Annotated in this window: 21 protein-coding genes; 18 read left to right on the forward strand and 3 right to left on the reverse strand. The window is 53.2% G+C overall.

Annotated elements, in window-relative coordinates; translation table 11 throughout:
* The first annotated feature begins 40 nt into the window (after positions 1 to 40).
* The 15 genes from fapR (at position 41) to rplS (ending at position 13,030) form a co-directional block, all read left to right on the forward strand.
* Positions 41 to 613, forward strand: a complete 573-nt coding sequence (gene fapR / locus BO53_RS0112030; RefSeq protein WP_031548539.1) for a transcription factor FapR — start codon at positions 41 to 43, stop codon at positions 611 to 613.
* Entirely contained in the window at positions 606 to 1,589 is a 984-nt protein-coding gene (gene plsX / locus BO53_RS0112035) for a phosphate acyltransferase PlsX (protein ID WP_031548541.1), read from the forward strand. Before fapR ends, plsX begins: the two co-directional genes overlap by 8 nt.
* Complete coding sequence (fabD, locus tag BO53_RS0112040) at positions 1,586 to 2,491, forward strand: ACP S-malonyltransferase (protein WP_031548543.1); 906 nt, start codon at positions 1,586 to 1,588, stop codon at positions 2,489 to 2,491. Before plsX ends, fabD begins: the two co-directional genes overlap by 4 nt.
* Positions 2,484 to 3,221 (forward strand): 3-oxoacyl-[acyl-carrier-protein] reductase, encoded by a 738-nt coding sequence (fabG, locus tag BO53_RS0112045; RefSeq protein WP_031548544.1) that lies wholly within the window; start codon positions 2,484 to 2,486, stop codon positions 3,219 to 3,221. The genes fabD and fabG overlap by 8 nt, the downstream gene beginning before the upstream one ends.
* A 34-nt stretch (positions 3,222 to 3,255) precedes the next feature.
* Positions 3,256 to 3,495 carry an acyl carrier protein gene (locus BO53_RS0112050; protein ID WP_031548546.1) on the forward strand — a complete coding sequence of 80 codons (240 nt, stop codon included), beginning with the start codon at positions 3,256 to 3,258 and terminating at the stop codon, positions 3,493 to 3,495.
* A gap of 98 nt (positions 3,496 to 3,593) precedes the next feature.
* Positions 3,594 to 4,361, forward strand: a complete 768-nt coding sequence (gene rnc / locus BO53_RS0112055) for a ribonuclease III (RefSeq protein ID WP_031548548.1) — start codon at positions 3,594 to 3,596, stop codon at positions 4,359 to 4,361.
* Positions 4,361 to 7,915 carry a chromosome segregation protein SMC gene (gene smc / locus BO53_RS0112060; RefSeq protein WP_031548551.1) on the forward strand — a complete coding sequence of 1,185 codons (3,555 nt, stop codon included), beginning with the start codon at positions 4,361 to 4,363 and terminating at the stop codon, positions 7,913 to 7,915. Before rnc ends, smc begins: the two co-directional genes overlap by 1 nt.
* Entirely contained in the window at positions 7,912 to 9,042 is a 1,131-nt protein-coding gene (ftsY, locus tag BO53_RS0112065; protein ID WP_031548552.1) for a signal recognition particle-docking protein FtsY, read from the forward strand. The genes smc and ftsY overlap by 4 nt, the downstream gene beginning before the upstream one ends.
* Positions 9,043 to 9,058: 16 nt before the next feature.
* Positions 9,059 to 9,370 carry a putative DNA-binding protein gene (locus BO53_RS0112070; protein ID WP_031548554.1) on the forward strand — a complete coding sequence of 104 codons (312 nt, stop codon included), beginning with the start codon at positions 9,059 to 9,061 and terminating at the stop codon, positions 9,368 to 9,370.
* A 12-nt stretch (positions 9,371 to 9,382) separates the two neighbouring features.
* Positions 9,383 to 10,729, forward strand: coding sequence for a signal recognition particle protein (ffh, locus tag BO53_RS0112075; RefSeq protein ID WP_031548556.1), 1,347 nt, complete (start codon positions 9,383 to 9,385; stop codon positions 10,727 to 10,729).
* Positions 10,730 to 10,826: 97 nt separating this feature from the next.
* Complete coding sequence (rpsP, locus tag BO53_RS0112080; RefSeq protein ID WP_031548558.1) at positions 10,827 to 11,102, forward strand: 30S ribosomal protein S16; 276 nt, start codon at positions 10,827 to 10,829, stop codon at positions 11,100 to 11,102.
* A gap of 6 nt (positions 11,103 to 11,108) precedes the next feature.
* The gene (locus tag BO53_RS0112085; protein ID WP_031548560.1) at positions 11,109 to 11,336 is read left to right on the forward strand and encodes a KH domain-containing protein; all 228 of its coding nucleotides are present in this window, start codon (positions 11,109 to 11,111) and stop codon (positions 11,334 to 11,336) included.
* Between the two features lie 56 nt (positions 11,337 to 11,392).
* Complete coding sequence (gene rimM / locus BO53_RS0112090) at positions 11,393 to 11,887, forward strand: ribosome maturation factor RimM (RefSeq protein ID WP_031548562.1); 495 nt, start codon at positions 11,393 to 11,395, stop codon at positions 11,885 to 11,887.
* The gene (gene trmD, locus BO53_RS0112095) at positions 11,884 to 12,555 is read left to right on the forward strand and encodes a tRNA (guanosine(37)-N1)-methyltransferase TrmD (protein ID WP_037342211.1); all 672 of its coding nucleotides are present in this window, start codon (positions 11,884 to 11,886) and stop codon (positions 12,553 to 12,555) included. Before rimM ends, trmD begins: the two co-directional genes overlap by 4 nt.
* A 127-nt stretch (positions 12,556 to 12,682) precedes the next feature.
* The gene (rplS, locus tag BO53_RS0112100; RefSeq protein WP_031548565.1) at positions 12,683 to 13,030 is read left to right on the forward strand and encodes a 50S ribosomal protein L19; all 348 of its coding nucleotides are present in this window, start codon (positions 12,683 to 12,685) and stop codon (positions 13,028 to 13,030) included.
* 53 nt (positions 13,031 to 13,083) lie between these two features.
* Here rplS and BO53_RS0112105 read toward each other — a convergent pair whose 3' ends face one another.
* Genes BO53_RS0112105 through BO53_RS0112115 form a run of 3 tightly spaced genes read right to left on the reverse strand, consistent with a single transcriptional unit; the run spans position 13,084 to position 17,018 of the window.
* Positions 13,084 to 15,696 carry a YfhO family protein gene (locus BO53_RS0112105; protein ID WP_031548568.1) on the reverse strand — a complete coding sequence of 871 codons (2,613 nt, stop codon included), beginning with the start codon at positions 15,694 to 15,696 and terminating at the stop codon, positions 13,084 to 13,086.
* Between the two features lie 4 nt (positions 15,697 to 15,700).
* On the reverse strand, positions 15,701 to 16,087 hold the full coding sequence (locus BO53_RS0112110) for a GtrA family protein (RefSeq protein ID WP_031548570.1): 387 nt from the start codon (positions 16,085 to 16,087) through the stop codon (positions 15,701 to 15,703).
* The gene (locus tag BO53_RS0112115; protein WP_156956148.1) at positions 16,062 to 17,018 is read right to left on the reverse strand and encodes a glycosyltransferase family 2 protein; all 957 of its coding nucleotides are present in this window, start codon (positions 17,016 to 17,018) and stop codon (positions 16,062 to 16,064) included. Before BO53_RS0112115 ends, BO53_RS0112110 begins: the two co-directional genes overlap by 26 nt.
* 100 nt (positions 17,019 to 17,118) lie before the next feature.
* On the opposite strand from BO53_RS0112115, the gene ylqF reads away from it, so the two are divergent.
* Genes ylqF through BO53_RS0112130 form a run of 3 tightly spaced genes read left to right on the forward strand, consistent with a single transcriptional unit; the run spans position 17,119 to position 19,778 of the window.
* The gene (gene ylqF / locus BO53_RS0112120) at positions 17,119 to 17,973 is read left to right on the forward strand and encodes a ribosome biogenesis GTPase YlqF (RefSeq protein WP_031548574.1); all 855 of its coding nucleotides are present in this window, start codon (positions 17,119 to 17,121) and stop codon (positions 17,971 to 17,973) included.
* Positions 17,970 to 18,746 (forward strand): ribonuclease HII, encoded by a 777-nt coding sequence (locus tag BO53_RS0112125; RefSeq protein WP_031548576.1) that lies wholly within the window; start codon positions 17,970 to 17,972, stop codon positions 18,744 to 18,746. Before ylqF ends, BO53_RS0112125 begins: the two co-directional genes overlap by 4 nt.
* A 45-nt stretch (positions 18,747 to 18,791) precedes the next feature.
* Complete coding sequence (locus BO53_RS0112130; protein ID WP_031548578.1) at positions 18,792 to 19,778, forward strand: alpha/beta fold hydrolase; 987 nt, start codon at positions 18,792 to 18,794, stop codon at positions 19,776 to 19,778.
* Positions 19,779 to 19,938 lie beyond the last annotated feature (160 nt).

Below are 19,938 nucleotides of genomic sequence, written 5' to 3' on the forward strand. Positions count from 1 at the left end.
TATACTGATGTTAGTACCAACTACTAAAAGAGGATGACATATGGCGAAATATAAGAAAAGAGAACGCCAGGAACTTCTGCTCGAGAAGGTATCGACAGACCCTTTCCTGACTGATGAACGATTGGCGGAAATGTTTGATGTCAGTATACAGACGATCCGGCTGGATCGCCTAGAGTTGAACATCCCCGAGCTGAGGGAACGCATCAAGCACGTGGCAAGGGAGGAGACGGATAAGATCAGAAGCCTCTCCCTGCAGGAAGTGATCGGGGAAATCATCGATTTGGAGCTCAACCACCATGCACTTTCGCTCTTCATCGTTGAAGAGGGCCATGTATTCCGGAAGAACCGGATCGCCCGGGGGCATTATCTGTTCGCCCAGGCGAACTCCCTGTGTGTCGCGGTCATCGATGAGCCGCTGGCACTGACGAAGTCGGCCCAGATAGAATTCATCCGGCCGGCCAAACTCGGGGACAAGGTGGTTTCAAAGGCAGTCGTCGAAAAGATGGACGGCAGGATTGCCGTCATTACGGTCGAATCGAAAATAGAACAGCGTCTTGTATTCAAGGGGCGTTTTGAGATGTATTATACAGGTGAAGGTGAAGAGAATGGTTAAAATTGCAGTCGATCTTATGGGTGGAGACAATGCACCGGAGGAAATCGAAAAGGGCGTACTTCAGGCTGTCGAAGAAGACGAGGGCCTTGAAGTACTATTATTTGGCCTGAAGGGTGCGTATTCCGGGAATCATCCACGAGTGGAGTTCATAGAAGTCACTGAAAAAATCGAATCCGAGGACGATCCCGTCCGTTCGGTGAGAAGGAAGAAGGACAGCTCACTCGTACGGGCGTGCCGGGCGGTGAAGGACGGTGAGGCGGATGCGTGCATTTCCGCCGGCAACACCGGTGCACTGATGAGCGCAGGGCTGTTCGTCGTCGGGCGCATCAAAGGTGTGGAGCGCCCTGCAATCGCCACACTGCTGCCGACCACAGGCAAAGGCAAAGAGGGGATGATGCTGCTTGACATGGGGGCGAATGCCGACAACAAGCCGCAGCACCTCTACCAGTTTGCAGTCATGGCCGACCTCTATATGAGGGAGAATGAGGGGCGGAGCAATCCGACCATCGGCCTGGTCAACAACGGCAGCGAAGCGAACAAAGGGAGCGAACTGACGAAGGAGACCTACAAGCTGCTGGACGAAAGCGGGTTGAACTTCGTAGGGAACTTCGAGACGCGGGATATAATTTCAGGCAAGGTGGACATAGCGGTGACGGACGGATTCACAGGAAACGTCATCCTGAAGACGCTGGAAGGGACCGCGATGGGTCTGATGGGCGAAATGAAGCGGGCCTTCCTCAAGAACGCGAAGAACAAGCTTGCGGCCCTGGTGCTCAAAAAGGATGTCCAGGCCATCCGGGACCTTCTGGATTACCGCCAATACGGCGGTGCGCCGCTGCTCGGTCTAAACGGCAATGTATTGAAGGCCCATGGGTCGAGCGACAGCGTGGCGATCGTTTCCGCCATCAGGCAGGCAAAGCGCATGGCGGAATCTGATGCGATTAAAAGGATAAAAGAGAGAGTGGGGGAAGCATGAAGAAACTGATTCTATTTCCAGGGCAGGGTGCCCAATATGGTGGAATGGCGAAAGACATCTATGAAAACTCGCCGGAAGGGCGGACGCTCCTCGATGAAGTGTTCATGAATGTGGACTTCGACCTCAAGTCGATCATGTTCGAGGAGGACGAACGTCTGAACCAGACGGAATACACACAACCGGCGCTGTTCGCCCACAGCCTGGCGGTACTCGCTGCTACGGGACTGAAGGGGGACATCGTCCTCGGCCACAGTCTCGGAGAGCTGCCGGCACTGGTCCATGCAGGCGTCATCAGCGTCAGGGATGGCGTAAAGATCGTTGCAAAGCGTGGCGAACTGATGTCAGAGAGTACAGGCGGCGGCATGGCGGCCGTAATCGGCATGGAATATGATGCGCTTGCAGAGTTGTGCGACTCCATGTCCGATGCAGAGCGGAAGGTCCAGCCTGCGAACATCAACGCACCCGATCAGATCGTCGTTTCCGGCGACCGCACGCTGGTCGACGCCTTCGCCGCTGAAGCGAAGGAGAAGGGGGCGAGGCGGGTCATGCCGCTGAATGTCTCCGGCGCCTTCCACTCCCATCTGATGGAGCCGGCAAAGGCGGAATTCGGGAAGTTCGTCGAAGACATCACATTCAATGAACCGGCCATCCCCGTCATACAGAACGTTTCAGCGAGGGCCGAGACGGTCCCGGAGACGATCAAAGCCCAGCTGATCGAGCAGCTGACCAGCCCGGTGCGCTTCGTCGAGTGCATCAGGGCGGCAGCGGAAGCCGGTGTGACGGAAGCCGTCGAAGTGGGTCCGAAGAAAGTATTGAACGGTCTGGTGAGAAAAATAGACCGCTCCATCAAGACAACGAACATCGATACGATGGAGCAGGTAAAGGAGTTTCAAAATGGGTAGTATTGCATTGGTTACAGGTGCCTCACGCGGCATCGGCAGAAGTATCGCACTGAAACTTGGCAAAGAGGGCTATACGGTCATCGTGAACTACTCCGGTTCGAAGGACAGGGCAGAAGCGGTCGTATCGGAGATCGAGTCGGACGGCGGCAGCGCAGAAGCAGTCCAGTGCCAGGTCCAGAACTTCGATGAAGTGAAATCCATGGTCAAGTACATCACGGACACGCATGGTTCCATCGACCTTGTCGTCAATAATGCAGGGGTCACGAAGGACAACCTGCTGATGCGCATGAAGGAGGCGGAATGGGATCAGGTGGTCGACGTCAACCTCAAGGGAACATTCAATGTCATCCAGAACGTCGCCCGTCCGATGATCCGCCAGAAGGGCGGCAGGATCATCAACATCTCGAGCATCGTCGGATCCCTCGGAAATGCAGGCCAGACGAACTATGTCGCCTCCAAGGCGGGCATCGACGGCATGACGAAATCCGTGGCGAGGGAGCTTGCGCCGAAGGGCATCACTGTAAACGCAGTGGCCCCGGGTTTCATCGAAAGCGACATGACCGATGTCCTGTCCGATGATGTAAAGTCGCAGATGCTTGCGCAGATTCCACTGAACCACTTCGGCAATACCGATGATATTGCGGAGACGGTGGCGTTCCTTGCATCCGGGTCGGCACGCTACATCACCGGCCAGACGATTCATGTAAATGGTGGTATGTACATGGGCTAGGCCCTGTGGTACCATTGGAGGGAGGTGAAGAATAATGGCAAAAAACTTTGACAAAGTAAAAGACATCATCGTGGACAAACTTGGAATCGATGAAGAAAAAGTGACGAGAGAAGCATCTTTCAAGGATGACCTTGGTGCGGACTCTTTAGATATCGCTGAGCTTGTCATGGAACTTGAAGATGAGTTCGAAATGGAAATTCCGGATGAGGAAGCCGAGAAGATCAACACTGTAGGCGACGCTCTGGATTACATCGACAAACTGGAAGCGAAGTAATGATAAAATCCACTTTTCGGAGTGGATTTTATTTTTATGTCAAAACTTTTATTCATATGGATAATCGTATAAAATAAATGGAATGGGAGGCTGAAATGATGACATTCAATGAAATAGAACAACGGATCAGAAAGGACAGGCATGCAAAGCGCGGACTTGAGAAATTCCGTGGGGCTTTCCAGTCATTCGTCAAAAGGACAGGCATAACGATCGGTGACGAGGGGCTGTATGTCCAGGCGTTCATGCACAGTTCCTATATAAATGATCTGCAGATGGACAAGATATACAATAACGAACGGTTGGAATTCCTCGGCGATGCTGTACTAGAATTGATGGTTTCAGATTATATATACAATCGCTTCCAGAGTCTGCCGGAAGGCGACCTGACCAAGCTCAGAGCCAATATAGTATGTGAACCCTCACTTGTAGTATTCGCATCCAAACTCGAAATGCAGCCGCTGATCCTGCTTGGCAGGGGAGAGGAGAAGACCGGCGGCAGGGAGCGCCCGTCGATCGTCTCCGATACATTTGAAGCGTTCCTCGGTGCGCTGTACCTCGACCGTGGGACCGACGAGGCACGGCAGTTCCTCGAACGGCATGTCTTTCCGGAGGTCCAAAACAGCGACTATAACGCGGTCATCGACTATAAGACGGGGCTTCAGGAGAAGATGCACAAGACCGAGCGGAAAAGCGTGGAATACCAGCTGCTTGAAGCCACCGGACCGAGCCACGACAAGACGTTTGTCACAGGCGTATTTGCAGATGGCGACATGATCGGCAGAGGCACCGGCCGTTCCAAGAAGGAATCGGAGCAGAAGGCAGCACAGCATGCCTTGAGTGAAATGGAGAATAGGGAGAAGCGCTGATGGTATATTTGAAGGCAATAGAAGCACACGGATTCAAATCATTCGCAGATAAGGTGAACATCAAATTCGATGCCGGCGTCACTGCAGTGGTCGGCCCCAACGGCAGCGGGAAAAGCAACATCACCGATGCAATCCGCTGGGTGCTGGGCGAGCAGTCTGCCCGCTCCATCCGCGGCGTCAAGATGGAGGATGTCATATTCAACGGTACATCGGACAGGAAGCCGATGAATTTTGCGTTCGTCAGGCTCGTACTCGACAACCGTTCGAAGGTGATCCAGCTCGATGCGGACGAAGTGCATATCACAAGAAAACTCTACCGTAATGGCGACAGTGAATACTACATCAATAATGAGAAGAGCCGCCTCAAGGAGATCAACGAGCTCTTCCTCGATTCAGGCCTCGGCCGAAACGCCTACAACATCATCTCGCAGGGCGAGGTGGATGAGGTGCTGAAGGCGAAGCCCGACCAGCGGCGTGGGCTCATCGAAGAAGCTGCAGGGGTGATGAAATACAAGCTGCGCAAAAAGGAATCCGAAAAGCGGCTTGAAGATACCGCAGCGAACCTCAGCCGCGTGCATGACATCATCCATGAACTCGAATCCAGGGTGGGCAGGCTGGAGAAGGAAAGCGCAAATGCCAAGGAATACCTCGCCCTGAAAGAGGAGATGCGCCATAGCGATATCGAAGTGACGGTCTATGACCTGAATGCATTGATCGGTCTGCTTGAAGCCGAGGGGAAGGCCCTTTCGGAAACGGAGGGGCACATTGAACAGCACCGCCGGAAGCTTGCGGAGACGGAACACCGCATGGCAGAAGTGGCGGAGAAGCGGGATGCCCACGACCGCCGGAACCGGGAACTGAACCGGGAACTCGTGGACCATTCCAAAAAGCTCGAACAGACCAACGGCCGCATCGCGCTATACAATGAGCGCAAAAACAACCGGGGCCAGGCGAGCGAAGACCTCTCCCAGCGTCTGGCATCCGCCGAAAAGCGCCGGGACGGCGTACGCACCCAGCAGGTGGAGGCTGAAGAGAACCTCACACAGCTGAAGCGTACGGCAGAACGTCTCGGACAGGCTTTGAAGGAGACGGAGAATGAACGCCGTGAGCTGCTCGAGGATCAGAGTGAAGAGATCGAGAAGCTGAAGGACCAGTATTATGACCTGATGGTCGAGAAGACGACGCTCGAGAATGAACATCGCCGTGCCGAGACCGAGAAGGCGCGTCTGGACGACAGCGTCCGCCAGAAGTCGGAACGGCTGCAGTCGCTGAAGGCAGCGCAGGAAGAGGAGACGGAAACCTCCGCACAGCTCAAGGAGCGGCATGAAAAGATTGAAGGGGACCTCTCTTCAGCGCGGGCGGCCTACAGGGAAGCCAAGGAAAGCCTGCAGGCGCTCGAAGCACAGTATGACAAGGAGAAGGAGAACCTGGATACTGCCAGACGGTATATAGAACAACAGTCGTCGAAGCTCGAGATGCTGACCGCCATGCAGAATGAATACCGCGGGTACTATCCGGGTGCCCGCTTCATCCTCAAAAACCGCAGGGATCCGGATGGCATCGTCGGTGCCGTCGGGGAACTGCTTTCTGCAGAAAGCCGGTATGTCAAAGCCCTGGATACGGCACTGGGGGCACAGTCACAGAACATCGTCACACAGGATGAGGACAGTGCGAAACGTGCCATAAGGCGCCTGAAGGATGCCAAAGCCGGCTTTGCAACTTTCCTGCCCGCCGACATCATCCGTCACAAGCACATCCATTCCGATATCCGGGAAATCATCAACCGCTCGTCGATTGATGCGGAAGTGATGTCGGAAGTGGTCGGCTATGAAGCGGATATAGACAACATCGTCTCCCATCTGCTCGGAATGACACTCGTCACCGCCACGATCGACGAAGCGGCGGCCCTCGCCAAGGAGATCCGCCATAAGCTCCGCATCGTTACGCTGGACGGCGAGACGATCATGCCCGGCGGTGCCATGTCCGGCGGTTCCAAAAACGCCAAAAGTTCCATCATCGAAAGCCAGCGCGAGCACCTTGAGACGAAACAGAGGCTTGAAGCCTACCGGAAGCGTACGGCTGAAATCGAGAAGTCCGTCAAGACCCTTGGCGGCAGGCTGGCTGACCAGATGGCGGAATATGAACGGCTGGAGTCTCGAGGCAGGGAACTGTCTGAACAGAACGATGCAGTCGAAAGTGAGCGCAGACGCCTTGAATACCAGCTCGAGGCAAGGCAGGAGAACATATCGCTGCTTGAAGCTGAGCTCGAGAGCCATGACGCTGCAGGCGGAGACGAAGATTATACCGAACGCATCAGGAAGGCTGATGAAGCCCTTGAGGCGCTCGATGCACGCATCCGGAGAATGAGTGCGTCCGACAAGGACAAGAAGGAGACGCTCCGTCAGCTGACGGACGAGAGCCGCGCCATGGAAAGGGAATATGCCACGGTCAGGGAGCGCCTCGCCCATGCCGAAGACGAAATGGAACGGCTGGCCGCAGAACTCGAGGAGGCAAGCGGGCTGGTGGAGGACATCGTCAGCCAGCAGCGGCTGATCGAGCAGGATCTCGGCAGCATTGATGTGGATGCCCTTGAAGCTGAAAGGCAGGCACTTGCAGTGCGGGTCGAAGCGCTCAACGAAGCGACGGAGGAAGCGGCAACACTTCAGCATGAGATGAAAAGGGAGTATAATATACTTCAGGAGACCAAGGCTGCACATCTGAAACAGCTGGATACGCTGCAGGAAGAACTGCGCCAGCATACAGGCAGGAAGGAAAAGCTGGATGTACAGATCGAACAGAAGATCGAATATCTGTCGGAAACATACAAAACGACGTATGATAGAGCCAAAGCGGAATACCAGGACTTCTCCAACATCGACCAGAAAAGGATGAAGATATCCCTGAACAGGAAGAGCATCGAAGAGCTTGGGCCTGTGAACCTCGGCGCCATCGAGGAGTTCGACCGGGTGAATGAACGCTACCAGTTCCTGAAATCCCAGGAGAATGACCTGCTCGAGGCCAGGGGGACGCTGCTTGAAGTCATAGAAGAAATGGATGAGGCAGTAGCCATCCGCTTCCAGTCCTCATTTGAACAGATCAACCAGCATTTTGGGGAAGTGTTCAGCACGATGTTCGGCGGCGGCCAGGCGGAACTCAGGTTGACGGAACCCGGCAACTATCTGGAGTCGGGGGTCGAAATCTACGCCCAGCCGCCCGGCAAGAAGCTGTCCACACTATCCCTCCTTTCGGGAGGCGAACGTGCGCTGACAGCCATCAGCCTGCTCTTCAGTCTGCTGAAAGTGCGGGCGAGTCCATTCATCATACTGGACGAAGTGGAGGCGGCACTCGATGAAGCGAATGTCATCCGCTATGCCCGATATTTGAAGCAGCTGGCAGAAGACACCCAGTTCATCGTCATCACCCACCGCAAGGGAACGATGGAGGAGAGCGACCGTTTGTTTGGCGTGACGATGCAGGAACGCGGCGTGAGTCAGCTGATCAGCGTGGATCTGAAGGAATATGAAGATAATATCAGAGAGGAAGAGACAGTGTGAGCTTTTTAAAACGACTGAAAGATAAATTCCAGCCGAAAACCGACCAGCCGCATCCCGAGGAGCAGGAATCCCTCGAGTCCCAGAGTGAGGCCCTCGATGACGGTCTGATCAGTATAGAGGAGTTCGAGGAATGGGAACAGGAGCAGATCGGCTATAAATTCAAGGCCGGCCTCGAAAAGAGCCGGGAGAAGTTCCAGAATGAAATCAATGAACTGATGGCGCGCTACCGTACAGTCGATGAAGATTTCTTTGAAGCCCTGGAGGAAGTGCTGATCTCAGCGGACGTCGGCTTCAATACAGTGATGGAGCTCACCGATGAACTCCGTCATGAGGCGAAGGTGAAGAACATTACGGAAACCGCCGACCTCAGGGAGACGATCGTCGAGAAGATGGTCGAAATCTATGAGCGCAATGACGACCTGCCTGAAACGGTGAACATGCAGGATGACGAGCTTACTGTCATCCTCGTCGTCGGTGTCAATGGCGTCGGCAAGACGACGAGCATCGGCAAGCTTGCCCATAAGTACAGGCAGGAGGGCAAAAGTGTCATGCTGGCCGCCGGGGATACATTCCGTGCAGGGGCGATCAACCAGCTGCAGATATGGGGGGACCGTGTCGGCGTCGATGTCATCCGCCAGGCGGAGGGCAGCGACCCTGCAGCGGTGATGTTCGATGCCGTCAATGCAGCCAAAAAACGCAAGGCGGATGTATTGATCTGTGATACTGCCGGCCGCCTCCAGAACAAGGGCAACCTGATGAATGAGCTGTCAAAAATCAAGAAGGTCATCCAGAAGGTTGTTCCAAGTGCACCACATGAATCCCTGCTCGTACTGGATGCGACAACCGGACAGAATGCGTTGAGCCAGGCGAAGGCATTCAAGGAGGTCACGGACGTTTCAGGCATCATCCTGACCAAGCTTGACGGCACGGCCAAGGGGGGCATCGTCCTTGCGATAAAGAACGAACTGGGTATTCCGGTGAAGTTCGTCGGCCTCGGCGAACAGCTGGATGACCTCCAGGAATTCAGTGCAGAGAACTACGTATACGGCCTGTTTGCCGATATGGTTTCGGAAGCTGAGGAGGAAGCGGGCACAGACGCAAAAGAAGAGGGTGGCAGGAGTGATTGAGGGTCTCGAGCGCACGATGCGCATGAACTACCTCTATGATTTCTACCACACGCTGCTGACGGACAAGCAGCGCAAGTATATAGAGCTTTACTATCTCGAGGATTTCGCCTTCAGCGAGATCGCCGAAGAGCTTGAAGTGACAAGGCAGGCCGTTTATGATAATTTAAAGCGGTCGAAGGATCTCCTGGAGCATTACGAGGAGAATCTGGGCATGTACAAAAATTTTGTGTCGAGGCAGTCCCTGATGAAACGCCTGAGGGAGAAGCTCGACCATAACGAAGATAAAGAAATCGCAATAATTTTAGATGAGCTTGAAGCGCTCGATTAGGAGGAGAAGATTATGGCTTTTGAAGGTTTAGGAGAACGCCTCCAAGCGACAATGGACCGCATAAAAAGCAAGGGGAAAGTCACCGAATCCGATGTAAAGGTGATGATGCGTGAAGTCCGTCTTGCACTGCTCGAAGCAGACGTCAACTTCAAGGTCGTCAAGCAGTTCGTCAACCAGGTGAAGGAGCGGGCACTGGGATCGGACGTCATGCAGTCGCTGACACCGGGCCAGCAGGTCATCAAGATCGTCAAGGAAGAACTGACCGAACTGATGGGCGGGGAGAACCAGAAGATCACCCTCGCAAACAAACCGCCGACCGTCATCATGATGGTCGGTCTGCAGGGTGCAGGTAAAACGACGACAGCGGGGAAACTCGCCCTGCATCTGCGCAAGAATTTCAACAAGAAGCCGATGCTCGTGGCCGGCGATATATATCGTCCTGCAGCCATCGACCAGCTGGAGACCGTCGGCAGGCAGATTGATGTACCGGTGTTCTCCCTTGGGGACCAGGTCAAACCGCAGCAGATTGTCACCGAGGCGATGGAACATGCCAAGGCGGAGCATCTGGATACGGTCATCATCGATACGGCAGGCCGCCTGCATATCGATGAGAACCTCATGAACGAACTCAAAGACATCAAGGAGATAGCAGATCCAAATGAAATCATGCTCGTCGTCGATGCGATGACCGGTCAGGATGCCGTAAATGTTGCAGAGTCATTCAATGAGCTGCTCGACATTACGGGTGTCACGCTGACGAAGCTGGACGGCGACACACGCGGTGGTGCGGCACTCTCCATCCGTTCGGTTACTGAGAAGCCAATCAAATTCGTCGGTATGTCGGAGAAGATGGATGGACTGGAGGCATTCCACCCGGACCGCATGGCGCAGCGCATACTCGGCATGGGCGATGTGCTCTCCATCATCGAGAAGGCCCAGGCAAATGTGGATGAGACGGATCAGAAGGAACTTGAGAAGAAGATCAAGGACCAGAGCTTCACGCTGGATGATTTCTTGGCCCAGATGGACCAGGTGAAGGATCTCGGCCCACTGGATGAACTTCTGAAGATGATGCCCGGCGCCAACAAGATCAAGGGGCTCGACAAGATGCAGATGAGCGGCAAGGAGATCGATCATGTCCAGGCGATCATCCGATCCATGACGATGCAGGAGCGTGAAAACCCATCCGTCATCAATGCAAGCCGCAAGAAGAGGATTGCGAGAGGTTCCGGCCGCAGTCTGCAGGAAGTCAACCGTCTGCTCAAGCAGTTCAACGAGATGAAGAAGATGATGAAGCAGATGACCAGCCAGAAGGGCAAGAAGAAGAATCCATTCGGAAATATGGGTCTTCCGTTCTAAAATAGAAACTCTGTAAAGGAAAAGGTCTTTACAGAGTTTTTTCTTTCTGTTATAGTAGTAAAAGTGAAATTGAGAAATTGGAAGGAGCTAATATAACATGGCAGTTAAACTCAGATTGACACGCATGGGTTCAAATAAGAAACCTTACTACCGTATCGTCGTTGCGGATTCCCGCAGCCCAAGGGACGGTCGTATCATCGAACAGATCGGTTCATACAACCCGGTTACAAAAAATGATGACAACGTAACACTGGACGAGGACAAAGCACTTGAGTGGTTGCAGAATGGTGCAAAACCAAGTGACACAGTACGCAACATCCTCAGCCAAAAAGGTGTTATGGAACGTTATCATAATGCAAAGCACGGGAAATAATCCCGGATGAAACAACTGCTTCAAACAATTCTTGAACCGATGCTTGAACATCCCGAGGCGCTTGAGATCGAAGTGGAGGAAACGAAATACAACGTTTCCTACAAGATCAGGGTCCATGAGGACGATGTCGGCCGTGTGATCGGCAAGCGTGGCCGCATGATCAAGGCGGTGCGCACAATCATGTCGAATGCGAATCATGGCAGTTCAAAGAAAGTGTTTGTTGATGTCGATTAGGCACACCGGGTGGTGTGCCTTTTTTGTATCATCCCATTACCGTAAGGAGGCATATAATGAAAATCAGTATCGGCCGTCTTGTCAATTTCCATGGTGTCCGCGGGGAAGTCAAAGTGATGAGTGATTCCGATTTCGCAGAATCAAGGTTCTCACCGGGCAGCACTGTGGAAGTGGACGGTACAGACTATACAATCGAAAGCTACCGCACCCATAAGAGCTTCCATCTGCTGAAGTTCAAAGGGATTGGAAACATCAATGAAGTGGAGCACCTGAAGGGTGCTGAAATCATTCAGGAAGTGGATGCAGTGGACATTCCCCTGGATGAAGGGGAATACCATTACCGGGAGATCATCGGGCTCGAGGTGAAGCTTGAGGACAGCCTCGAGGTGATCGGCACAATCGAGGACATATTCGAGACCGGGGCCAATGATGTATGGGTGGTCAAAGGTGAAAAGCAGTACATGATTCCATATATAGAAGATGTGGTGAAGGATGTAGACCTTGAACAGGGTCATGTCATCATCCATCCAATGGAGGGGCTGCTCGAGTGAACATTCATTATTTGACGCTGTTCCCCGAAATGTATGAAGGCGTGCTCGGCACATCCATCCTCGGGCGTGCGAAGGAGAAGGGCATCGTGGACTACCATACCGTGAATTTCCGGGACTATTCCGGGAACAAGCACAACAAGGTGGATGACTATCCGTATGGTGGGGGTGCCGGAATGGTGCTGAAGCCGGAGCCCGTCTTCAATGCGATGGATGCGATGGACCTTGAGAATCCCAGGGTCATCCTGATGTGTCCGCAGGGCCGGCCGTTCGATCAGAAGATGGCCGAGGAGCTGAGCCGGGAGGAGGACATCGTCTTCATCTGCGGCCATTACGAGGGATATGATGAACGCATCCGTACGCTGGTGACGGATGAAGTGTCGATTGGCGACTACGTGCTTACCGGCGGCGAGCTGGCGAGCATGACGATGACCGATGCCATCGTGCGGCTGATTCCGGGTGTGCTCAGCCGGGAGGAAAGCCACCAGGAGGACTCCTTCAGCACAGGCCTTCTCGAACACCCCCATTATACGAGACCCCGGGAATATCGGGGCATGGAAGTGCCTGAGGTGCTGCTGAACGGGAATCATCGACTGATTGAAGAGTGGCGCCGTGAGGAAAGCATGAAGCGGACCCGGGAAAGACGGCCCGACCTGCTCGAAGAAGAGTAGTGAGGTTTAATTTTACCCGTTGAAAGCACGGGAGTATTATGGTAATATTATACGAGTGTCAAGGACACATATACACAATCATCCGCTGCTATGATGGGCAAGATAATTGGAAGAAGGAGAAGATAACATGTCACAGCAATTAATCAATGAGCTGACAAAAGAACAGCTTAAAACTGATCTGCCGGACTTCAAGGCCGGAGATACTGTACGTGTACACGTACGTATCGTTGAGGGCTCACGCGAGCGTATCCAGGTCTTCGAAGGTGTAGTAATCAAACGTCGCGGAGGCGGCATTTCCGAAACGTTTACAGTACGTAAGATCTCTTACGGTGTAGGTGTTGAGCGTACCTTCCCGGTACACACGCCTAAAATCGAAAAGATCGAAGTGACACGCCGTGGTCGTGTACGTCGTGCGAAACTCTACTACCTGCGTAACCTGCGCGGTAAAGCTGCACGTATCAGAGAAATCCGATAGAACCACAAGAACGCCTGACAGTCTGACTGTCAGGCGTTTTTTTCTGTCTGTTTTCATTTTTTGCCAAGGCGCCTCCTGATGCCGAAGGCATCCAGGTAGACGAGGCTTGCCAGAATGGAGAGCATGCTGATGGCAAGTGTCAGCCAGTAGTATGGCGGTGCGTAGGAGAACGTGATGATGCGATCATCTTCCCCGGCCTCAAAGCCTGTCATCAGGTAGTTCGCCCGGAAGGATTCAAGCTCCCCTGAGGCGTCCCCCGAGACCGTCATGCCGTCACGATAGATGATCGGCACGGATGCGATCCCGGCCCGGGGCTCGGAAAGCTCGATCTCGTATGAATTCGCATGCGCCTCTACAGTGTATTCCGGATCCTGTGCCATGCTTTCCTGCTCCAGTACCTCGTAGTCCTCGATGTAGACACCCTGCAGGTCGACTGCATACCTGCCTTCCGGGAAGGTGATGGGAACATCATCCTTTAGTTCGACGCGGTACAGCAGGTCATCTGCATATGTCCGGTATTTGCTCGAGGCGAACAGCCTTTCATTCGGATAGCCGTCGACATTGATGGTGAACCGCTTTTCGGGTTCGAGCAGCTCGGCGTGCATTTCAATGTAGACATCAGTATCTTCAGGCATGCCGGTGAAGGCATCGAAATTGAAGTTCAATCCGCCGCCGCCTTCCCCGACCTCCAGTATGCCGTTTGTATATGCGGCATTCTCCGTTTCGACATCCACTTCATCCAGACGGTTTTCCGGCGGTTCCGGTGCTGTGGTCGGTACGCGCGCATCCGTTACCACACCCTGAAGCATCGCATGCTCCCTGTGCAGCGGATGCACGAGGTCATCCGGGTCATATACTTCGGAAGCATATCTGATGAAGGGGAGCGGCGCTTCATTTTCATACACCGTATATGTGCCGTCCGACAATATCGGGCTGAACTTCGAAGGGATGCCGTATGCCTCGTCCTCCCGCATCATGTAGTCCACATTGAACAGGGAGAACAGGTTGCTCCTCGACTGGAAGCTCGAATAGCGGCTGATCGACTCGTACCGGATGTTCACCTTCAGTTCATTGTAGTAGAAGTCTATGATATTGCCGTCGATGATGCTGGAGTAGATGCTCGTCCCGCTGAAGTCTATGTACATGGGCGTATTGTCCTGTTCCCTCACCTTATAGTCGATTTTCTGTTCCGGTGCCTTGAGTGCCTGGATCTCTTCGATGTTGTGTTCCTGCCGGTCGCTCGCATAGTGGTTGCTGTTGATATAGAACAGATGGTTGCGGTCGATGATGCCATCGTGGTAGATCTGCGTATTTGTATGGGACGCACCGACCATCAGCGTGAAGAGGACGATCAGTGCACTATATACGACTGAAGCTATCCGGCGCTTCGTCGTCATCAGCAGGAGCGCCAGTCCCGCCACGTGTATCACTGGAATCAGGGGCACCCAGACGACCATTTCCTCCTTCAGGTAGATGGAGGCGGCCATGATGGCATATACCGGTATCAGGCTCAACAGGTACTGCCGGACACCTATTTCCCTGAAGCGTGACAGGTACTGGGCGATGAGTACGGCATGGAAGAACACAAGCATGTAGTGCCAGCGCTTCTGCGGCTGCTGGAAGCCATTGAAGAACAAGTCTATGTAGGGTGACAGCGTAAACATCATGAAGACGATGGTCAGTATCGCGAACAGCCTGTAGAAATAGCGGCCATACAGCTGCCTTGTGAACAGGGCCTGGATGGCGAGGAACAGGATGATGACGAGATAGTTCTCATAGAATATGTTGTCCTGCCAGCCCAGGTCCTCAAACAGCGGCACATCGACTTCATACTCCCGGGCATCGTTGTTGAGGAACCCGCGGACCGCATGGAAGAAGGCAACGGCTGAAATGCCCGCTCCGAACAATGCTGAAGGGATGGCACATTTCAGCGTCTCCATACGGGGCAGGTCTCCTTTCCGGGTGAAGACGAGCCGGATTGCGAGATAGACGATCGCGATGATCAGCTGGTAGTAGGCAAAATAGAAGTTGTTGATCATTGTCGCAGCAACGGCAAATATGAAGAGGCCGGGCTTCCTTTTTTGGATCAGCAGCTCCAGCGCCCAAAGTGTAAGCGGAAGCCAGATGAATACGTCGCTGAAGAAGGACCAGAATATCGTAAACCTGAAGTAGGTCGGCGAGGCGGCGAAGATGAACCCTCCGAGTATCGCCGGAATCGGCCTGACCCCGATGCTGCCCAGGAACCGGTATGTAAAGTAGATGATGAGGAATGCCTTCAGAATGGATATGAAGAACGCATTATGCGCCCAGAAGCCGATGGTGGACGGGTCGAACCCCATAAGCAGTTCTCCGGCCCTGACGAACAGGATATTAACGTAGTAGATGATGTTCGTCGAATAATAGTAGGCGAGATCCGTATAGAAATCGCCGCCGAGGCCAAAATCCATATCATAGAACCATGTGCCCTCCCTGAACTGTTCATACAGGTAGAGCTGCATCGGCAGCATCTGTTCCAGGCCATCGTTGGCGCCGGTCATGAAGACCCTGTCCCTCCGGTCGTCCGGCATGATGAAGCGCCATAATACATAGAAGTGGGAAAGGACCGCCAGGAAGGCGATGAGCATGAGATGGCGGCATGCATATATTCTTGATTTCAATGTCTGCATCGTATCATCCTTCCTTGTCCTTGAGCACCCACCTGGTAATGCCGTAGGTGATTGGTACGGTGATGACCAGTACAGGCAGCGGTGCGATTATTTCATTCCATCCCCACTGGTCCACCAGAATATACAGCAGCAGCGTCTGCATGCCCATATTGATGACCTGGGTCAGGGGAAATTTCAGGAATTTGGATAGTGTCGGCCGCACCCGGTAGACCACATAGCAGTTCAGGAAGTAGGAAATGATGAATGCGATGATGAACCCTGCCAGGTGTGCGATGAGGTAGGGGACACCCGACAGGAAGAGGAGGGTATAGGCGACATAATAGTTTGCCGTATTCAGGAGGCCGACGGCCACGAACCGTACGAATTCACCGGTGATACTGCTTTGTCTCATGATGGCCCCCCTGCTCCTTTTCGGATTCGGATGATTCCCTGACGATATACTTTGGACGGTTTTTGGTCTCCACATAGATGCGGCCGACATACTCGCCGATCATCCCGAGTGAGAACAGCTGGATGCTGCCGAGCAGCAGCAGGCTTGCGATGATGGTGAAATAACCGGGAACTTCGACGCCATTGATGAGGATGTTCACGAACATGTACAGTATATAGGCGATCGATGGCACGAGTACGCCCAGCCCGAGATAGAAGCAGATCCTGAGCGGGCGGTGGTTGAATGCACTGATGCCGTCTATGGCATAGTCCAGAAGCTTCAGAGGATTGAATGTCGACCGCCCGGATTCACGGCTGATGTGATCAAATTCGATCACCGTCTTGTTGAATCCGACCCATTCGAATATCCCTTTTGAAAACCGGTTGTTCTCGCTGAGGAGCAGTATGGCATCGACCACCTTCCTCGAAATCAGCCTGAAGTCCCCCTCGCCATCTACGAGGCGGACGGTGCTCGTAAAGTTCATCAGCCGGTAGAAGAGTTTGGAGGGGAGGCGGCGTGAGAGGGGCTCCCCCGTACGATTTCTTTTTGCGACCACCTGGTCGAACCCGGCCTCGAACTGCTCTATCATCTCCGAAATCAGCGACGGAGGGTGCTGCATGTCACCATCCATGATGATCACAGCCTCCCCCTCGGCACTTTCAAGGCCGGCGATGATGGCCGCCTCCTTCCCGAAATTCCTGGAGAATGAGATGTATCTGACGGTGCTTCCGGCAATGCGCTTCAGTTCCTCGAGCGTTCCGTCCGTCGAGCCGTCATCGATGAATATGACTTCATACTTCCGATCAAGAACAGTCATGACCGAATCGATTTCAGTACCGAGCCCTGCGATGTTCTCCGCTTCGTTGAGTACAGGAATAACAATCGAAATCATTTTCCCACCCCCTGTCATTTTATTAAAGATTGATTGTATTATATAATATGGTAATGAACCCAAACAGGCAAGACTTATAAATGAATAGGAGCGCTGTACAATGAGCATCAACTGGTTTCCAGGACATATGGCAAAAGCAAGAAGGGAAGTCGAGGAGAATCTGAAGAAGGTGGATGTCGTGATCGAGATACTCGATGCACGGATACCTTATTCGAGCCACAACCCGATGATGGACGAAATCACCCAGCACAAGCCGAGGGTCGTCGTATTGAACAAGGTCGACATGGCCGATCCGAAGGCGACGGAGGCATGGGTGTCAAAGTTCAAGAGCGAGGGCAAGTATCCCGTGGCACTCGATGGCAGGAACAACCAGATCATCAAAAAGATCGAGCCGCTTGCAGTGAAGGCCACTGCAGACATCTTTGAGCGGATGGAGAAGAAGGGCATCGGCAGACGGGCCATCCGCGCCATGATCATCGGCATACCGAATGTCGGCAAATCGACGGTGATCAACAACATCGCCAGGAAGAAGGGGGCGAAGACGGGGAATACCCCGGGTGTGACGAAGCAACAGCAGTGGATCAAGGCCGGCGCGCAAATGGAACTGCTCGACACCCCGGGAATCCTATGGCCGAAGTTCGAAGATGAAACGACGGGCAGGAAGCTGTCGCTGACGGGAGCCATCAAGGATACGGTCGTCCCTCTGGACGAGGTCGCCATCTACGGCATGGAATTCCTCATGAAGCATAACCTTGAGCGGTTCAAACGCTTCTACAACATTGATGTGTCACCAGAGGATGGCATCGTGGAGGTGTTCGATGCCATCGGCAGATCCCGCGGACTCAAGGCCGGCGGCAACGAAATCAACTACGAGGCGGTCACGAACCGTCTCATATATGACATCCGCAACGGCAAGATCGGAAGGTACACCTTTGATATGGTGGAAGAGTCATGAAGACGCTGCGGGAAATAGAAGCGGAACTTTCCGCCTGCACCAATATCGATGCACTCTCCGCCTCCCCGCATGCCGCGGACGGACGCAAAGGGGTTGTGAAGCTGCTTGAGAGGCACAGGCGGCGCCTTGAGAAGGAAGCAGCACTCCGGGAGAAATTCGAAGCCATGAGCCAGTACGAAAATGAAGTGCGGCAGACCGTCAGGCTTGTCGCCGGCGTTGATGAAGCCGGGCGCGGCCCGATCGCCGGAGAAGTGGTCGCTGCGGCCGTCATCCTTCCGGAAGGATTCATGTTGCCGGGACTCGATGACTCCAAAAAGCTTTCGCTCAAGAAGCGGCTGGCATTCCGTGAAATCATCATGCGGGAGGCGGACTACGGCATCGGCATCGCAAGTGTCGAGGAGATTGATGCGATCAATATATATCAGGCAAGCAGGCTTGCCATGGAACGTGCGGTGGCAGGCCTCGACGAAGAGCCCGAACACCTCCTTGTGGATGCGATGACGATTGATGCGGGCATCCCCGAAACTTCAATCATCAAGGGGGATGCGCACTCCGTCTCGATCGCAGCGGCGAGCATCATCGCCAAGACGGAGCGGGACATGCGCATGGAGGCATATGACGCGAAGTATCCGGGGTATAATTTTGCCGCCCACAAGGGGTATGGTACAAAGGACCACCTCAAGGCACTTGAAGCCCTTGGCCCATGTAAAATCCACCGGAAGACATTTGAACCCGTACGCACCCTATCACTTGGACAAACGGAATTGTTGTGACATAAGGATAGTGCCATCGAAGGAAAGGTCGAAGGGGGATTTCAAATGAAGAAAGCCTTCAGGATTCTAATCATATTTATAGCCACCTCTGTATTCATCTATTTAGGGGCAGCATATGCAATGATACTTTTCAGTAATGTAAAACAGCCCGCCCATGAACAGAAAAGCTTGGATTTTGAACATATCGCCACAGATGGACAAGCACTTCCCCGGCTGGATGAATATGAAGCAAGTGATGGAACACGACTGCAGTACCGTCATTACGAAGCTGATACGGACAGTGTCCTCATTTTATTGCATGGATCGGGTTACCACAGCAGTTATCTGCAGCCCTTGGCAGAGCATCTTTCAAAAGAAGGTATCGCCTCTGTCTATACGCCCGATTTGAGAGGACATGGCAGAGACACAGACAAGCGGGGGGATATTGACTATATTGGACAGATTGAGCATGATCTGTATGATTTCATTGAATTGGTACGCGGCAGGCATCCAGGGGAAGCCATCGTATTGGGCGGCCATTCAAGTGGAGGGGGGACTGTCATACGTACAGCAGGTGGCGAGTACTCTCACGAAGCCGTGGATAAATATCTGCTGATTGCACCCTATATCCATCATAATGCACCAACAGACAAGAGTGGGGAAAATGGATGGGCCAATGTCAATATGCCACGCATGATCGGATTGTCGATGTTGAACCAGGTTGGCATAAGCCACATGAACAACAGGGATGTCATATCCTTCAATATGCCAGAGGAGTATCGTGATGGCACTGAGACTTTGAAGTACAGTTACCGGATGCAGGCGTCCATGCATCCTAGGGATGACTATCATCATGATATTGATTCGATGGAGGGGGATGTACTCGTCCTGGCCGGTCGCGAAGATGAATCATTTAGAGCACTCGAATATAAAACAGTTTTTGATGACCATGACCAGGTTGAAGTAGTATTGTTGGATGATCTTTCCCATTTTGCTCCCATATATGATGCTGAGGCACATGAGGCAATAGGAGAGTGGTTGCCCCTTCAATAATTCTTATTGAGACCGGTAGTGGTTTTCCTGAAAGTCCTGTGACCCCCCGGTCCGTGTGAAATCCACCGTGAAACGTTCGGACCTGTGAAAAATATGGTTCTTACAGAACGAATTTAATTAATGCAGTTTACTTTGATGAATACCTTTTCTATAATTGAAT

This window comes from Salinicoccus luteus DSM 17002 (assembly GCF_000712035.1).
In the GTDB taxonomy this organism is placed as follows: Bacteria; Bacillota; Bacilli; order Staphylococcales; family Salinicoccaceae; genus Salinicoccus; species Salinicoccus luteus.

Bases quoted from the DNA above. Each gene is read 5' to 3' on its own strand.
- BO53_RS0112115 (WP_156956148.1), bottom strand. From the start codon at position 17,018: ATGATTTCGATTGTTATTCCTGTACTCAACGAAGCGGAGAACATCGCA.
- fabD (WP_031548543.1), top strand. From the start codon at position 1,586: ATGAAGAAACTGATTCTATTTCCAGGGCAGGGTGCCCAATATGGTGGA.
- rplS (WP_031548565.1), top strand. From the start codon at position 12,683: ATGTCACAGCAATTAATCAATGAGCTGACAAAAGAACAGCTTAAAACT.
- rimM (WP_031548562.1), top strand. From the start codon at position 11,393: ATGAAAATCAGTATCGGCCGTCTTGTCAATTTCCATGGTGTCCGCGGG.
- fabG (WP_031548544.1), top strand. From the start codon at position 2,484: ATGGGTAGTATTGCATTGGTTACAGGTGCCTCACGCGGCATCGGCAGA.
- BO53_RS0112125 (WP_031548576.1), top strand. From the start codon at position 17,970: ATGAAGACGCTGCGGGAAATAGAAGCGGAACTTTCCGCCTGCACCAAT.
- smc (WP_031548551.1), top strand. From the start codon at position 4,361: ATGGTATATTTGAAGGCAATAGAAGCACACGGATTCAAATCATTCGCA.
- ylqF (WP_031548574.1), top strand. From the start codon at position 17,119: ATGAGCATCAACTGGTTTCCAGGACATATGGCAAAAGCAAGAAGGGAA.
- rnc (WP_031548548.1), top strand. From the start codon at position 3,594: ATGACATTCAATGAAATAGAACAACGGATCAGAAAGGACAGGCATGCA.
- fapR (WP_031548539.1), top strand. From the start codon at position 41: ATGGCGAAATATAAGAAAAGAGAACGCCAGGAACTTCTGCTCGAGAAG.
- BO53_RS0112050 (WP_031548546.1), top strand. From the start codon at position 3,256: ATGGCAAAAAACTTTGACAAAGTAAAAGACATCATCGTGGACAAACTT.
- BO53_RS0112110 (WP_031548570.1), bottom strand. From the start codon at position 16,087: ATGAGACAAAGCAGTATCACCGGTGAATTCGTACGGTTCGTGGCCGTC.
- BO53_RS0112085 (WP_031548560.1), top strand. From the start codon at position 11,109: ATGAAACAACTGCTTCAAACAATTCTTGAACCGATGCTTGAACATCCC.
- BO53_RS0112130 (WP_031548578.1), top strand. From the start codon at position 18,792: ATGAAGAAAGCCTTCAGGATTCTAATCATATTTATAGCCACCTCTGTA.
- plsX (WP_031548541.1), top strand. From the start codon at position 606: ATGGTTAAAATTGCAGTCGATCTTATGGGTGGAGACAATGCACCGGAG.
- rpsP (WP_031548558.1), top strand. From the start codon at position 10,827: ATGGCAGTTAAACTCAGATTGACACGCATGGGTTCAAATAAGAAACCT.
- BO53_RS0112105 (WP_031548568.1), bottom strand. From the start codon at position 15,696: ATGCAGACATTGAAATCAAGAATATATGCATGCCGCCATCTCATGCTC.
- ffh (WP_031548556.1), top strand. From the start codon at position 9,383: ATGGCTTTTGAAGGTTTAGGAGAACGCCTCCAAGCGACAATGGACCGC.
- BO53_RS0112070 (WP_031548554.1), top strand. From the start codon at position 9,059: ATGCGCATGAACTACCTCTATGATTTCTACCACACGCTGCTGACGGAC.